General features: G+C 68.9%; 16 protein-coding genes and 1 tRNA gene. 2 read left to right on the forward strand and 15 right to left on the reverse strand.

Annotated features, from left to right (window positions below):
- Window positions 1-15: 15 nt before the first annotated feature.
- Both OF380_RS11355 and OF380_RS11360 read right to left on the reverse strand, forming a co-directional pair.
- The gene (locus OF380_RS11355) at window positions 16-843 is read right to left on the reverse strand and encodes a protease inhibitor Inh/omp19 family protein (RefSeq protein ID WP_264050863.1); all 828 of its coding nucleotides are present in this window, start codon (window positions 841-843) and stop codon (window positions 16-18) included.
- Window positions 840-1805, reverse strand: coding sequence for a 2-hydroxyacid dehydrogenase (locus OF380_RS11360; RefSeq protein ID WP_264050864.1), 966 nt, complete (start codon window positions 1803-1805; stop codon window positions 840-842). The genes OF380_RS11355 and OF380_RS11360 overlap by 4 nt, the downstream gene beginning before the upstream one ends.
- A 290-nt stretch (window positions 1806-2095) precedes the next feature.
- Here OF380_RS11360 and leuC point away from each other — a divergent pair, with 290 nt between their 5' ends.
- Entirely contained in the window at window positions 2096-3511 is a 1416-nt protein-coding gene (gene leuC, locus OF380_RS11365; protein ID WP_264050865.1) for a 3-isopropylmalate dehydratase large subunit, read from the forward strand.
- Between the two features lie 127 nt (window positions 3512-3638).
- Window positions 3639-3723: transfer RNA gene (locus tag OF380_RS11370), tRNA-Leu, on the forward strand.
- Window positions 3724-4506: 783 nt separating this feature from the next.
- Here OF380_RS11370 and OF380_RS11375 read toward each other — a convergent pair.
- The 13 genes from OF380_RS11375 to moxJ all read right to left on the reverse strand — a co-directional run bounded on the left by OF380_RS11375 (window position 4507) and on the right by moxJ (window position 14784).
- Entirely contained in the window at window positions 4507-5145 is a 639-nt protein-coding gene (locus OF380_RS11375; protein WP_264050866.1) for a response regulator transcription factor, read from the reverse strand.
- Window positions 5142-5654 carry a hypothetical protein gene (locus OF380_RS11380; protein WP_264050867.1) on the reverse strand — a complete coding sequence of 171 codons (513 nt, stop codon included), beginning with the start codon at window positions 5652-5654 and terminating at the stop codon, window positions 5142-5144. The genes OF380_RS11375 and OF380_RS11380 overlap by 4 nt, the downstream gene beginning before the upstream one ends.
- A complete protein-coding gene (locus OF380_RS11385) occupies window positions 5651-6583 on the reverse strand; it encodes a YncE family protein (protein WP_449818675.1) in 933 nt (310 codons plus the stop codon). The genes OF380_RS11380 and OF380_RS11385 overlap by 4 nt, the downstream gene beginning before the upstream one ends.
- A 29-nt stretch (window positions 6584-6612) precedes the next feature.
- The gene (locus tag OF380_RS11390; RefSeq protein ID WP_264050869.1) at window positions 6613-7146 is read right to left on the reverse strand and encodes an SRPBCC family protein; all 534 of its coding nucleotides are present in this window, start codon (window positions 7144-7146) and stop codon (window positions 6613-6615) included.
- Window positions 7147-7149: 3 nt separating this feature from the next.
- Window positions 7150-8133: a vWA domain-containing protein gene (locus OF380_RS11395; RefSeq protein ID WP_404810578.1), complete on the reverse strand. Its 984-nt coding sequence runs from the start codon at window positions 8131-8133 to the stop codon at window positions 7150-7152.
- A gap of 2 nt (window positions 8134-8135) precedes the next feature.
- On the reverse strand, window positions 8136-8780 hold the full coding sequence (locus OF380_RS11400; RefSeq protein ID WP_264050871.1) for a tetratricopeptide repeat protein: 645 nt from the start codon (window positions 8778-8780) through the stop codon (window positions 8136-8138).
- Complete coding sequence (locus OF380_RS11405) at window positions 8777-9832, reverse strand: vWA domain-containing protein (protein WP_264050872.1); 1056 nt, start codon at window positions 9830-9832, stop codon at window positions 8777-8779. Before OF380_RS11405 ends, OF380_RS11400 begins: the two co-directional genes overlap by 4 nt.
- On the reverse strand, window positions 9829-10755 hold the full coding sequence (locus OF380_RS11410; RefSeq protein ID WP_264050873.1) for a nonribosomal peptide synthetase MxaA: 927 nt from the start codon (window positions 10753-10755) through the stop codon (window positions 9829-9831). The genes OF380_RS11405 and OF380_RS11410 overlap by 4 nt, the downstream gene beginning before the upstream one ends.
- Window positions 10756-10763: 8 nt before the next feature.
- A complete protein-coding gene (locus tag OF380_RS11415; protein ID WP_404810579.1) occupies window positions 10764-11609 on the reverse strand; it encodes a DUF58 domain-containing protein in 846 nt (281 codons plus the stop codon).
- 5 nt (window positions 11610-11614) lie between these two features.
- Window positions 11615-12646, reverse strand: coding sequence for an AAA family ATPase (locus OF380_RS11420; protein WP_264050874.1), 1032 nt, complete (start codon window positions 12644-12646; stop codon window positions 11615-11617).
- A 179-nt stretch (window positions 12647-12825) separates the two neighbouring features.
- Window positions 12826-13116, reverse strand: a complete 291-nt coding sequence (locus tag OF380_RS11425) for a methanol dehydrogenase [cytochrome c] subunit (RefSeq protein WP_264050875.1) — start codon at window positions 13114-13116, stop codon at window positions 12826-12828.
- A gap of 92 nt (window positions 13117-13208) precedes the next feature.
- Window positions 13209-13802: a cytochrome c(L), periplasmic gene (moxG, locus tag OF380_RS11430; RefSeq protein ID WP_264050876.1), complete on the reverse strand. Its 594-nt coding sequence runs from the start codon at window positions 13800-13802 to the stop codon at window positions 13209-13211.
- A gap of 121 nt (window positions 13803-13923) precedes the next feature.
- Window positions 13924-14784, reverse strand: coding sequence for a methanol oxidation system protein MoxJ (gene moxJ, locus OF380_RS11435; protein WP_264050877.1), 861 nt, complete (start codon window positions 14782-14784; stop codon window positions 13924-13926).
- Between the last annotated feature and the right edge of the window lie 174 nt (window positions 14785-14958).

The following is a 14958-nucleotide window of genomic DNA, read 5'->3' on the forward strand; positions in this document are numbered from 1 at the left end:
CGCGAGGGGGGGCGGTCAGGGTGCGGCGGCATCCACCCGACGCAGGATGAAGGTGGTGCCGACCTCCGGGTCGCGGCGCCAGCGTCCATCTTCCGTGGGCACGAGGGAAACCACGTGCCCCCGTCGGGCGATCAGGGTGAGGCGGCCCTTGTCGAAGCGCCAGGACACCGGATCGAAGACCGACAGGCCACTGTCGCGGCACGCGTCGAGGATACGCACCGGCGCCGGCGGGGCGGCCTCCGTCAGTTCGATGCGGCAGACATCCTGTTCGCGGAAGCGGTCGAGGGCGTAGGTTCCGGGGCGCGGGGCGTCGCCCGTCGCGCCGGTCTCCGCCCGCGCTGCGACGGGGACCCGCGTGTCCGGCGCGGCGCTGCCCGCTCCCGGACTCGTCGGCACCGCCTCGGTCGGCGGCATCATGGCGATGATTTGGAGCGGCACGAGGCTGAAGCTTTCGTCGCCCGCGCCCGGCGCGACGAGGCTCCGGGCATCGGCCCGCCGGGTAAACTGAAGCACCGGACGCACATCCTTGTCCACGAGCCGGATGTTTCCGTCCGTGAACAGCCATCCCGCCACTCCGGAAAGGATGGGCAGCGCCCGTCGGCAGCCGGCGGGGAAGGACAGGCGCCGGCCCGCCGGCCCACTCTCTCCCGACAGAGTCATGACGCAACGCCGGGTGCTGCCGTCCCGGGACAAATCCCAGGTCCCGGGCACGCCCGCGATGTCGGCCGGTAGGCTCGCGACGAAGGGCGCCTGCGGAGCAGCCTCCGGATCTGGTGCCGTCTCCTGGGCGGCGGCCGAACCCGTGAGAAGCGCGAGGATGAGGGTGAGCGGGATGCGGTTCATGGCCGGGTGGTCCAGGGCGTCTCCGGCACCGGCGTCAGCGGCCCGCGGCCGTCGAACCAGGCCGTCAGGTTGTCCACGACGAGCTTGCCCATGGCGGCGCGGGTGTGGACGGAGGCCGAGCCCACATGCGGCAGCAGCACCACGTGTTCCATGGCGATGAGTTCCGGAGGCACGTGCGGTTCGCGCGCGAACACGTCGAGTCCGGCCCCGAGGATCGTCCCTGCCTGTAGCGCCTGGATCAGCGCCGCCTCGTCGATGATGCTACCGCGCGCCACGTTCACTACGAGGCCCTGTGGTCCGAGGGCCTCCAGCACCGCCGCGTCCACGAGGCCGGTCGTCTCCGGGCCGCCCGGGGCCACCACGAGGAGGACGTTGACGGCTTCGGCCAAGCCCAGCAGGGTCGGATGATAGTCATACGCCACCCCCGGCTGCCGGCGCCGGCCGTGATACGCGATGGCGACGCCGAAGCCTTCGAGGCGCGTGGCGATGGCCCGCCCGATCCGGCCAAGACCCAGGATGCCGACGGTGCGCCCGCGCAGGGTCGGGGTGAGCGGATAGGTCTGGCGCGGCCAGTGGCCGGCCCGCAGGTAGCGATCGGCCTGCGGGATCTGGCGCACCGTCGCCAGCAGCAGGCCGAGGGCGAGGTCCGCGACCTCGTCGGTGAGCACGTCGGGCGTGTGCGTCACGACGATGCCGCGCTCGCGCGCCGCCCCCGTGTCGATGGTGTCGTAGCCGACGCCGAGGCTCGCGACGATCTCCAGCGTCGGCAGGCGCGCGATCAGGGCTCGGTCCACGGGGGCCTGTGCGCCGGTGGCGAGGCCCCGGATGCGCGGGCCGATCTCCTGGAAGAACGCCTCGGGGTCCGGAGCCAGATCCAGGCGGTGCAGGGTGAAGCGCGCCTCGACCGCCGACATCACGCCGGGATGCATCGCCTTGAGCATCAGGATGTCGACGGGCTGCATGGGCGGGGGTCTCGACGAAAGGGGCTCGCGGGCACCAGTGAATTCGGTCGCGCAGCCGACCCGGGGAGCTTTAAGCCGGGCATTGGATCCGGTCCAGTGAGCAGGCCCGGTGCGGCGCTGTAGCCCCGCGCCCATGATCCCGGAGTCCATGCGGGCGGTTCCGGGCTGCGATCCGTTGCGTGCAAGCGGCCGTTCTCTTTCGCAGGGCCCCCACTTTCGCCGGGCGACCTGGAACATTACTAAAGGGAGACCCAAACCCTTTCCCGTTCGACAACCAGAACAGTCCCGCCATGACCGCCCCGCGCACCCTCTACGATAAGATCTGGGACGACCACGTCGTCGATGTCGAGCCCGATGGCACCAGCCTCCTCTACATCGACCGGCACCTCGTCCACGAGGTCACCAGCCCCCAGGCCTTCGAGGGCCTGCGCGTGGCCGGGCGCCGGGTGCGCCACCCCGAGAAGACCCTCGCGGTGGTGGATCACAACGTGCAGACCTCGGATCGCAGCTTCGGCATCGAGGATCCGGAAAGTCGGATCCAGCTGGAGGCGCTGGCCGAGAACGTGCGCGACTTCGGCATCGAGTTCTACGATGCGCTCGATCGCCGGCAGGGCATCGTCCACGTGATCGGTCCCGAGCAGGGCTTCACCCTGCCGGGCCAGACCATCGTTTGTGGTGACAGCCATACCTCGACCCACGGCGCCTTCGGAGCGCTCGCCCACGGCATCGGCACCTCCGAGGTCGAGCACGTGCTCGCCACCCAGACGCTGCTGCAGAAGAAAGCCAAGAACATGCGCGTCACGGTGGACGGCATCCTGCCGCCCGGCGTGACCGCCAAGGACATCATCCTGGCGATCATCGGCGAGATCGGCACCGCCGGCGGCACCGGCTACGTCATCGAGTATGCCGGCTCGGCGATCCGCGCTCTCTCGATGGAGGGCCGTATGACGATCTGTAACATGTCGATCGAGGGCGGTGCCCGCGCCGGGCTGGTGGCGCCGGATGCCACCACCTACGCCTATGTCGAGGGTCGCCCGAAGGCTCCGAAGGGCGAGGCCTTCGCCCGGGCCAAAGCCTACTGGGAAAGCCTCGTAACCGACGAGGGTGCGCATTTCGACCGCGAGGTGCGCCTCGACGCGGCCAACCTGCCCCCCATCGTCAGCTGGGGAACCAGCCCCGAGGACGTGGTCTCGATCTCCGGCGCGGTGCCGGACCCGGCCCAGATTCTGGACGAGAACAAGCGCCAGTCGAAGGAGAAGGCCCTGGATTATATGGGCCTGACCCCCGGCACCCGGATCACCGACATCACCCTCGACCGGGTCTTCATCGGCTCCTGCACCAATGGCCGCATCGAAGACCTGCGCGCGGTGGCCAAGATGGTCGAGGGCCGCAAGGTCCACGCCAACGTCTCCGCCATGGTGGTGCCGGGATCCGGGCTGGTAAAGCAGCAGGCCGAGGCGGAAGGCCTGGACCAGATCCTCAAGGCGGCCGGCTTCGACTGGCGCGAGCCGGGCTGCTCCATGTGCCTCGGCATGAACGCCGACCGCCTGAGCCCGAACGAGCGCTGCGCCTCCACCTCGAACCGCAACTTCGAGGGCCGCCAGGGTCATCGCGGCCGCACCCACCTCGTCTCCCCCGCTATGGCCGCGGCGGCGGCCGTGGCCGGGCGCTTCGTGGACATCCGTGACTGGCGCAACGAGGCCTGAGCCACAATCGAAGGGCCGGCCGAAAAATCCCGACGGAAGCGGCGAGAAACCCCGCGGAAGCGGATTGACGGCTGGCCCCACCCCGCCTAAACGAAACCCGCGTCGGCGCCGCAAGCGGCCTCGGCGAGCCCAGGTGGCGGAATTGGTAGACGCGCTGGTTTCAGGTACCAGTCTTGCAAGAGGTGAAGGTTCGAGTCCTTTCCTGGGCACCATCAGCTGGCTAAGCCGCTGATCCGCAGAACGAAATAGCAAAGCCAGAGACTTAGGGTAGCCCGAGTGATACAGTCGGGCGCTACAAATGGCATTGTGAGCCGCTAAGTTTTGGAAATACCTTAAAATCGGTATTTCTGGTTTTGGTACGCTGTGCTTAGGGGTCTGCGCGACCGCTTTGGCAAGCGGGAAGAGTTTGGTATCCCTGATGCCAAGTATTCCGTCGAGGCTCTGTTTGCTAACCCAAGGTTTTTGCCGAGCTGTCCCAAAAATGCGGACGGAGCGCGAAGCTCGTGCTCTCGCTGGCGCCGATCACGTTGAGCAGATACACACTCCCCAAGCGCGCCTGACCTTTCAATTCGATTGGCATACTCATCTATACCCGACCCTTTTGGGCGGCCGTACCTCTGCCGGCACTTGTTGAACAAGAGGGCGTGTCGGGCGAGCGGCCATAATGAACGTGTTCTCCCGCTGAATGCGGCGCAGGTGTTTCGATGAGGCCGACGGTCTCCTGACCCGACCTGGCCTCGTCGTTGATGACGAGGGTCACGGACAGTTGGCGAGAGCCGGTGGTGCCGCGTTGCAACGGGCTAGCCTGAACCCTCAACTGCACGGCTCGAGGGAAAATTGCTTTGAATGACCTGCCCAGTGATCGTCCCGTCGATATCGGCAACGGTCAGGCTGGCATTCCAGCAACTGTACCTCCAACACCCTTGCGCCTTCCGACGTAGTGGGACAGAGCAAGGCCGTAGGTCACCGACAGCCCGATGGTATAGGATCGAAGGCTAATCCTTTATCGCCATTGCAATGTTGACCAATTCCGCGAAGTTTTGCGCTCCGGACTTCCGTCGGACAGCAGAGATCATGTTTACAACCGTCTTGTACTTCATCGCTAATTTATCGGCGATCGTACGATACGAATGTCCGTCCTTGATCAATGACAGAACCTGGAGTTCCCGTTCCGTAAGCGTTGAGACGGGCGACTGACCGGTGTTGGCGTTGAGCATGGCCACACCCAGGGCGAGGTCGTGATCGATGTAGCTCCTGCCGCTCCGGACCTCGTCGAAAGCCCTGAGGAACTCCGAGGTCGGGGCGTCCTTGAGGACATAACCGCTCGCCCCGCTCTCCAGGGCGCGTGCGACGATCGTCGGATCGTCGTGCATGCTGAAGGCGAGGATCCGGGTTCTGCGATCCAGGCTTCGAATGCGTCGGATCAGGGACAAGCCCGTCACACCGTGAGCGCCGAAGGTGAGGTCGGCGAGGACCATTCCAGGGCGTTGTCGATAGAACGCCCGGTAGGCTTCCACGATGGTGGTGGCCTCGTGGATCGTTTCAATTCCCACATCCTCCATGAGGGTCCGGAATCCTCTCAGGATCACCGGATGATCGTCCACGATGAGGATGCTCGTCGCGGGAGACGTCATGGAACGGCGTTCGGAGCGGCAGGCTTCGCAGCATAGCGCTCGGTCAGGCGTGCGAGGGTCTGGGTGCGCCCCAGGCCTTGGCGGCGCGTGTTGTAGTAGTGCTGACACAGTTCGCCATAGAGCTGTTTTCGCCGGGTCGTGGCTGCCGCCGCCGCCAGACCGTCAAGAAGGTCGTTGTAGGATTCGGGTTGGCCGGCTTCGGCCAGCATCTGCCCGAGTTGTACCGTGCGGTTTGCGATCATGCGCGGATCTTCGATGAAGGTCTCCTTCGCCCGTGCAAGACTGTGGCGCAGCTGGTCGCTCCGCGCCGCGGCGCGCGTCGTGGGCTGGCCGGGCTCCCGCCGGGCGAGCCAGAGTGCCGGCTCCATGCCGTCCGTCGGCGAGAGCCAGATCGGGACCTCCGCATCGGACTTCGTCGCGACGACGGCCGTCTCCTGCACCGGCTCGCCGCCATCGCAAGCCGTCAGGGCCAGGAGAAGGGTGAATGAGAGTCCGGCGCTGGGCTTCATCGGGCTTGCCCGAGCGCGAGGCTGCGAGGGCCGTCCGGCACCGCGATCCGGGCCGTCTCACGCAGGCTCGCCAGATCGATCACGGACACCGAATCGGAGAACCAGTTGGCGACGTAGGCCTGTCCCGCGGTGACGGCGACGCCTTCCGGATAGCGGCCGACCGGAACGGTGGCGCTTATGGCTCCATCGGCCGCCCCGAGGACCACCAGGGTCCCGGCCTGCTGGTTGCTCACGAGGATGCGGGCGCCGTCCGGGGTCACGGCGACACCGTAGGGCATGCCGCCGACCGTGAAAGTCGCGATGGTCCGTTTCTCGGCCGTATCGATGACGCTGACGTCGCCGCTGCGCACGTTGGCGACGTAGAGCCGGTCCTCGGCCGGGTTCAGCGCCAGAGCGAAGGGCGCCTCGCCGACCGGAATCGTCCCGATGCGCTTCATGTGCGCGGTATCGACGACACTGACCTGCCGGCTCTCCCGGTCCGCCACGTAGAGCGTTCCACGCCTGTCGAGGATGATGCCGGCGGGCTCGTGGCCGACCGCCACCGCGCCTTCCAGCGCTCCGGTTTCGGCACTGAGGCGCATCACCCGGTTGCCGGCCCAGTCACTGACATAGAGCTGCGTGCCATCGGCGGAGACCGCGATCCCGAAGGCCTGCCCGGGCACGGAATACGTCCGCAGGATCGCGCCGCGGGCTCCGTCGACCGCCGTGATCTGCCGCGTGTCGGGATGGGTGAGATAGAGCCGTCCATGGGGGCCGGGCGCCAGCTGGGCGGGGCTGCGCGCGACCACGAGGTGGGCGCCGGCCGCTATCGATCCGGGCGCAAGAGCGACCAGGGTCCCGGCGCCCTGGCTCGCCACGTAGACGCTCTGCGCCCCGGCCGCACCGGGCAGGAAGCCGAGGAGCAGCCCGACCAGGACATGCCGTTCGATCATCGCCCTCCGGATCATCACCCCACGAATCATGGCGCGGCCTTCCCCTCGACCTTCGCCTTCAGGCCCCTCAGCCCATCCGCGAAGTAACGGTTCATGGCGTTGCGCCCGGCCGCATCGCTCAGGTCTTCGGGCGGCTCGTTGCCGGTATCGCCCCGGTAGAAGCGGCCGAGCCACTCGACCTTGGAGCCATCGCCCTCGGCGGACACCGTGAGGGTCGCCGAGTAGGACGAGACCGGGAGCGCCTTCAGGTCGGGATCGGACAAGCGGTACGAGTAGCTCCGCCCGGAGGCGTTCATCTCATCGAGCCCCTCGTCCAGAGTGCCGCCCGCCTTGAGCGTGATCGTGCGTCGGCCGCCCGATGTATTGCCTCCGCTGCCCTCGCTCCTGGCGACATCCGGATGCCAAGCGCCGATGCCCGCGAAATCGCCGACCACCTTCCAGACGGCGTCTGGCTTGGCCGCGATCACGATGCTCTGGTCGACCTTCTGCGGCGTCGGGCCGTGGGCGAGGGCCGCGCCGGAGAGAAGGGTCAGGACGAGGGCGGGGATACCGAGACGCATTGATCAGGCCTTTTTCCAGGTCGGGATTTTGCGGACGCGAAGGTGAGGGGCGAGGAACGCCGCGAGCAGGAGCAGCAATGCGACCCCGCCGAGAACAGGACGCAGGTCGAAGTGGCCCGGGACCGGGCGTGGCGTTGCGGTAGCCGTGAGCGCAGCGCCGAGGCTGGCCGGTCCATCGAGATGCGCGTAGGTCAGGCCGGTCTCACCGGCGAGCTTGCGCAGGTAGGGCTCGCGCACCGAAGACAGGTGCTCGGTGCCCCCGGCAGCGGCGGCGCCGAAAGGTGCGTTGCGGGGGTTATAGCCCTCGCGGCTCTCGGCATCCGCCGGGGGCGGTCCGAAGCGGTTCTCCTGCTGGACGTCGCCCGCTCCGTAGAAGCCGGTCTCGCGCCCCCGGTCATCGTAGCGCGGGATCGGCGACAGGCCGGGTGCGCCCGCGCCCACGATGAGCCCCCGCACCGCTCCCGGCCTGCCCTCGAAGGGCGGCCCGCCGCGGCTCGGCAAGGGCGGCGCCTCCTGCCCGTCCGTGATGAAGACGAGGTCGGTGCCCAGTTCCTCCGCCATGGCGATGCTGCGGAAGAGGCCGGCAGAGATCCGGCTGTCGCCCTCCCAGGCCATGCGCCAGTCGATCCCCGCGAGGGCGCCGTCGAGGGGCGCGAAGCCGGAGCACGTCTCGATGGGGGTGAACAGCAGGAAGGGCCGGCGTTCGGTGAAGAGGCCGAGCGCCAGCCGCGATCCGCAGGGCAGGCCAGCGACGACGCTGCGCAGCGCCGCCTTCGCGGTGTCGAGCCGGCTCGCGGGCATTCCGTCAGTGCCGGCATAATCGCGCACGTTCATGCTGCCGGTGATATCGACGATCGCCAGGACAGCGACGCCGTCGCGGGTGAGTGGGAACGGACGCGCTACGAAAGACAGCGCCACCAGCCCGAGGGCTCCGGCGAGGAGGCGCAGGCGTCCGTCCGACAGGTTTCGCAGGATCAGGGCGCCCAAGGTCACGGCTCGCCCCGCGGCTGACCGGGAATGTCGGTCCAGATCTTCTTCGGCTCTGCCGCCAGTGCATCGCCGGACTTGCGGTCGAAGTCGGGGAAGTCGCGCATCAGGCGCGAGGCCACGTCGAGGTTGAACTTGGCGTCCCAGTAATCCGGCCGGCCCTGGAGGGCTCGCCGGTACTCCTGGCGCGCGAGGGTGATGCGGGGGCCGGCCGGATCGAGGTCGCCGCGCTCCAGGTGGTCGAAAGCCTGACGCAGATGGGCGTTGGCCAGGGCAAAGCGGGCGCGGGCCGCGCGTTCGGTCTCACCGAACCGGTCGAGGGCGTCGATGAGGGGCTCGATCGCCTCCACCGCGCCGCGCCGGGCGAGATACTGCACGCGCGCGAGCAGAAGCGTCGGCGCGGCGTCCACCGGAACCGCGAGGTCTTGTCCGGCGGCGAGAGCCCGGATCGCGGCGTTGTCACGGGAGATCCGCCAGCCTCCGGAGGCACAGCCGACCGCGATCGCGACGAGCAGGATCGGCAGCAGGATCAGGAGGTGCGGGCGGGACCGTCGCCAACCCGTGCCCAGCCCGGTTCGAAGAACCGTGGATCGGCCGGTGCTCAGGGGCCGGGAGGCGTGCCACGGCAGGGTATTGGGCGACGTCATGCGGCGCGCTTCGCAGGGTCGGATGCGGTGGCTTGGGACCGCATGACGGGCGCGCCGGTGCGGCGCAGGTCCGCCTCGCCGAGCTTGGCCGCGACGAGGATCACGAGTCCGGCCAAGCTGGCAGCGTAGGCAAAGCCCGCGAGGTCCCGGCGCGGGCGCTGCTCTGTGTAGGGGATCGGGTCGCGTTCCAGCCGCTCGAGCTGGGCAATGGCCTCGGCGACGGCCTGCGCTCCCTCGGCCTCGAAGGCGCGGTAGGGCGTCCGCAGGCTCTTGAAGAACAGGTCGAGGTGGCGCTCGGGCGCCGCCTGCGGGGTGTCCTCGCCCGCTGGCCTGTCCGCGATGGAGGGAGAGCCCTTCGTGCGCAGGAAGAGCCAGTAGAGGTTCGGCCGCAGGCGGGCGAATGCGGCCCGCAAGGTATCCTGCACGCGCGGATCGATGACCGCCGCTCCATCCGACACCAGCAGCAGCGCACGGGACGTGGCGGGGCTCGCCGGCCCGAACTGCGACAGCCCCATGGCGAGGCCACGCGCGATGTTGGTGTAGTCGAGCCCCGGCCGGTCGATGGCGCCGATGGCGGCCCGGACCGCCGCGTGCCTGTCGGTCATCGGGATCACGAGCATGGGGGCCGTCGAGAAGGCCGTGACGGCGAACTGGTCGTGCGCCCGGCTCCCCACGAAGGCGGCGAGCAGGCGGCGCGAGGCTGCGGCCTTCGACTCCTCGACGCCGGAGGGCTGCCGCCCGGCGAAGGTCTCGTTCATGCTGCCGGAGCGGTCGATGAGGATCGAGACCTGGGCTCCGATCCCGGTCCGCGTCAGGGGCTCGCCCTGGCGGTGGGGGCCCGCCAGGGCGAGGATCAGACCCGCGATGGCGATGATCCCGGCGGCGCGCAGGATCGCACCGATCACCCGTGACGGGCCGTCGGCCGGCCCAGCCGCGATGGAGGCCACGGGTACCCTGCGCTGGGCCGAGGCCAGGAGCGGCAAGAGGGCGAGGGGAAGCAGCCAGAGTACGGCCGGGTGGTCGACCGAGAGCCGGGCGAGCGCATCGATCATGCTGAGCGCTCCGCGCGGGCGAGGCGCTGCGCGAGGGCGGCGAGGTCGGGCAAGGCGAGCGCGCCGAGCCCCGCCTCCGGGCCGGGCCCGAAGAAGGTTCGGCGGGAGGCCTCGAAGAACCGGGCGAGCGCCGGACCCTCGACCGCATAGGCAGGATGGGCCCTCAGGAACGCGCCGAGGTCGTCGGCCAGCACCCGGCGACCGGCGGCGGCATCGAGAGCCTGATGGAGCGCCAGCAGCGCGTCGCGGTGATGCGACGCCGGATCGGGCCGACGCGACAGGCCGCGGAGGCGACGGGCGGCCAAGCCGAATGGGCGCCCCGGCCTGCTCCGGAACGGCCACCAGGTCCGGTCCCGGGCCAAGCCGACGAGCGCCAGGAGCGCGAGGGTGGCGGAGCCGGCCGCACCAAGGAGCAGGGGGCGCGGATCGCCGGGGCCGACCTGTCCGTCGGGACGCATGTAGTCGCGCGCGTCCTCCCGGGCGGGCGGCTGGACTTCGCGTAACGGCGAGACGTTGAACGACCAGGCCGGCACCTCGGTCTTCACGGTGGTGGCCCCGTGATCGCTCTCGCTGACGAATGTGACGGTGAAGCCCGGGATCTCCAGGGCACGCGCATCGAGGGCGGCGTAGAAGGTCTGGTAGGTGAGCGCGAGGCGTACGCGCTGCGCGTCACCGTATCGCGACGCCGTCGCATCGAGGTCGCGCAGATCGAGCCAGTAGGTGAGCGCCCCGGGCCTCGGTAGCGAAGCGGTCTGGAGGCGGAAGCCCGGCTCGACCACGAGGTGGATCTCGGCTCGCACGAGGTCTCCGAGGAAGTAGCCGAACGGACGCGGCGTGCGGACTTCGACGGAGCGCACCTGAGCTCCGACCGGGCCGGACAGGAGGAGGCCGGCGAGGACCAGGGCGAAGGAGTGGGCGCGCATGATCCGCCTCATGCGCCGAGGAGGTGGCGGCTGACCGCATCGGAATCGAAACGGCCGGCGAGGTGGAAGGGCGATCGGCCATGGGCCGTCGCGAGGCGCTGCAAGATCCCGAGCCGCTCAGCCTCTCGGGCGATCCAGCGCCGGCGCAGCGCCGGGCGCATGAACACGATCCGGCGCCCGGCGCCTTCGAGGTCGTCGAGTTCGAGCAGGCCCCAATCCGGCAGGCCCTCCGCCTCGGCGGCGTCGCCGAGCACGATCGGGATGAGATCGTGCCGGCTCAGGGCCGAGAAGACCTCGGTGATCAGCGCCTCAGACCAGCGAAAATCCGAAAGAAGGAAGACGATCTTGGGGCGCCCGGCGAGGCGACGGGATGCCAGGGCCATGCCTCCAGTACCGCGCCCGGTGCAGGCGACTGTCGCGAGGCACGAGGCCACTTCGGAAGCCCGCGTCGCGGCCCGGCTGGGGGCGAGGAACACGTCCTCCCGCAGGGTCTCGTCGCAGCCGATCAGTCCGAACCGGTCGCCGATCCGCGTCGCCGAGGCGGCGAGGCCGACGCAGAAGGCCGAAGCCAGGTCCATGCGGTCGGCTTCGCCGGAAAATCGCATGGAGGCGGACAGGTCGAGGAGCGCCCAGACCTCGACCGGGGTGCGCGTCTCGAAGCGCCGCACGACGGTGCCCTCGAAGGGATCGCGCAGGGTGGCGCGCACGTCGATGCGCCGCGCGTCGGGCATGCGCAGGAAGGCCACCTGATCGCGGAAGGTGCCGAGCCCGCCGGCCTCGCGGCCCCGATGCGCGCCGGGGCGGGTGCCGGGCAGGCGTCCGCGCGGACGGTAGACGATGTCGGGCTGGCTCATGTCCATCATGGCGCCGGCACGGTCTCGAACACGGCCCGACACAGCTTGGGCATGATCGCGGACCGGCGCATCTCGTAGACCGGTTCCAGGAAGACCCGGTGGGCCATGACCTCGGGGAAGACGGCCCGGATGTCCTCCGGCACCATCCAGTCGCGCCCCTCCAGCCAGGCGCGGACGCGGGCGGCCCGGACCAGGAAGGCGACGCCGCGCGGCGAGGCTCCGCCCTGGACCAGGGCCGCCATGTCGAGGCCGGGCAGGCGAATGCCGGCGTCCGCCGGCCGCACCAGCGTCTCCCAGAGCCCGATCACGTAGGCTTCGATCGCCGGGCTCGCCTGGACGCCGTGCTGGATCGCGGCCCCGATGCCCGCCATCGCGGCGTGGTCGAGGACGCTCGCATCGATACCGGCGATCAACGCGTCGGTGTCGTGGAAGCGTGGGTCGAAGACCAGGGCGCGCCGGCTCTCCGCGTCGCGGGGCGCCTCCAGCCCGATCTCCATCAGGAAGCGGTCGCGGGCGGCGGCCGGCAGCTCGAAGGTCTCCTCGCGCTCGACGCGATTGCGGTCGGCGAAGACCTGCAGGTTGGGAAACCGGTACTCTCGGTTGAACGCTGTGAGCGTGCGCTCGGCCATGAGGCGCAGGAGCAGCGCGTGGACCTGCGGCCGGGCCCGGTTGATCTCGTTGAAGAAGAAGATCGACAGGTCCTTGGATTGCCGCAGCACGGGGCCGGGCTCGACGCGGGGGCGCCCGTCCTCGGCGAGGTAGGTGTGGTAGACGAGGTCGGTGGGCATCATGTCGACGGTGCCCTCGACGCGCTCGTAAGCGCCGCCGAGGGCCCTCGCCACGGCGCGCAGCAGGGTGGTCTTGCCCACGCCCACATCGCCCTCGAGGAGAACGTGGCCGCGCGCGAACAGCGCGATGGTCAGGAGCCGGATTGCCCGGTCCTGGCCGAGTACGGCGCCCGAGACCGCGCGTTCGAAGCGGACGGCGGCCTCGCGCCAGTCGGTCAGCATCGCGTCGCCGGAGCGGAACTGGTTCATGGACTGCCTTCGGAGGACCGAATCCTGGTCCCGCCTTCGTGGGAGACGATGGCCTGCGAGCCGGATCGGATGGGCGCGACCTGTTTCGAAGCGGCCGCACCCGCTCTCGCCTGCACCGCAGCCGCCCTCTCCCGAGGCGGGGAGAGGGCGATCGCGCCGACGCGCGTCGAACGGCGCGGTTAGTTCGAGGAGAGCTTGGTGACGTCGTACTCGAACTTGCCGGACTTCTTGGCGGCTTCGATGCGCTTCTTGTTGCGCTCCTCCATCGCCCGGATCGACTCGGATTGCTTGTTCAGTTCCTTGGGGTCGTGCTTCGGGTCGTACTTGGTGCCGGCGATCTTCTCGGGGAAGCCGGGCTTGGGCTCCCAGCAATTGCCGGCGGCCTTGCACTTGGTGCCGTCATAGGCCAGCGCCGGAACCGCGAGCAGGGCGCCTGCACCGATCGCCAGGGCCGTGATGAATGTCCGCATGGTCGTCTCCTCTATCGATCGCTTGTGCGTTGATCGTCGTTGCGGCTGTGCGCCGTGGTCGCTCACGGATGGCGCCGTGACTTCCTGGGACATCAATCGGCCAGCGGGGGGCACTGGCCCTTCACGTCCTTGGGGAAGATCTCACCCTGCTTGTAGGGCGTGTAATTCTTCTTCTGGTCGGCGTTGAGCCAGACCGCATCCTTGACGGGACCTGTATAGAGGTGTCGGATCCAGGCGATGACCTGGATCATCTCATCCGGCGTCAGATTTTCGTTGTGCGGCCCCATCATCCCGTTGGCGCCGCCGAAGATCGTGGCGAAGAGGCCGGTATCCTCGGTGTTGGACGGATAGGTCCAGTAATTGTCGTTGAGTCCCGGCCCGAGCTTGCCCTCGGCGAGATGGCCGTGACACCCGGAGCAAGAGGTTGCGAAGAGCGATTCACCGTTCCGTAGGCAGGACTTGTCGTCGATGTATGCGTTCTTACCGGTCTGGAGGAACTGCTTGACCGCCGGCGTATCGCGACCGCCCTCCTTACCCTGAGCGATGTCGAGTTGCTCCCCTGTGACGGTGTTGCGGAAGACGAAGCCGCTCTGGGGGCCTGCGGCGGGCTGCGCCAGGGCGGCGACCCCGCCCAGGACCGCGACGAGACTGAAGCAGACGGCTAGGATGCCGTGGAAATCACGCATGAAATCGACCTGATGGCGCCGGTCGTCTGAAGCGACCGGGCTCGGCTGTGCCGGACTCCTTCGCGGGGTCCGGCGATGAAACGGGGAGGGGTTCTCGACGGTGTCGCGGACGGACCTGACGTCAGTTCGTTGCAGCGACGACGGGCACGCCGTCCTGCTTCAGGATGGCCTCGATCTGCGGCTTGGCCTTCGCGATCGCCGCATCGAGGGCAGCTTTCAACGCCTCGTCGCCGCGCCGGACGCCCATGGACTGGTCGAAGCTCTGAGGCATCTTGCGGCCGTCGCTGCGGGTGGTGTCGTCCGGGACCAGGGTCATGCGCAGGGCCTGACCGGAATCCTTGACATAGCGAGCGACATCCGGGCCGAAGGCGACCGCCACATCGGCCTTGTTGTTCACGACCTCGCTTACCATCCGGGCCGGATCGATCTGCGTGTAGGTGTTGCGCGCCGCGCGGAAGTTCACCAGCGAGTAGAGGTAGGCCATATCCTCCTCGTAGCGGCCAATATCCTTCAGCATGACCTCGCCCGGCGTGCCGAAACCGACCACCATGTGGTCGACGGTCTTGAGGCGCGGGTCCGCCCAGGACTTCACGTTGAGGTCGCGGTCGGCGCGCGTGATGAAGACGTAGCCGCTGCGGTAATAGGGCTTCGTGGTCAGCACGCGCTGGTCGTCGCTGTCGAGCCCCACCACCACGTCGCAGAGCTTCTTGTCGAGGCTGTCACGCACCAGGTAGATCGCCGCCTTGTCCGACCAGACGAACTCGGCCTTGCGCCCCATGGCGTCGGCGACCGCGGACGCGATCCGGTTCTCGAGCCCACTGCCGTCCTTCAGGGAGAGCGGTGGCTGGTTGGCGGCGCAGACCCGGAGCACCCTGTCGTCGGGCGCGGATTTCGTGCCGGCTTGCGTGGTGCCTTGCGCGAATGCGGCCCCGCCGAGGGCGAGGAATGCGGCGACGGACAGGCATCCTTTGGCGAAGGACATGAGAGTGTTTCCGTTGTTCTCGATGGTCGGATCGTTTCCGGACTTTCGCGCAGTCCGCGTCCCAGCGGATCTCGAGCTCGTCCAGGGTCGACCGGCGCGTTCAGTTGATCTCGCAGGATGCGCGGGTCCCCTCTCCTGGGAGGAGAGGGACAGGGCGAGGCGCGCGGATTCTCC

It is taken from the genome of Methylobacterium sp. FF17, assembly GCF_025813715.1.
GTDB lineage: Bacteria > Pseudomonadota > Alphaproteobacteria > Rhizobiales > Beijerinckiaceae > Methylobacterium > Methylobacterium flocculans.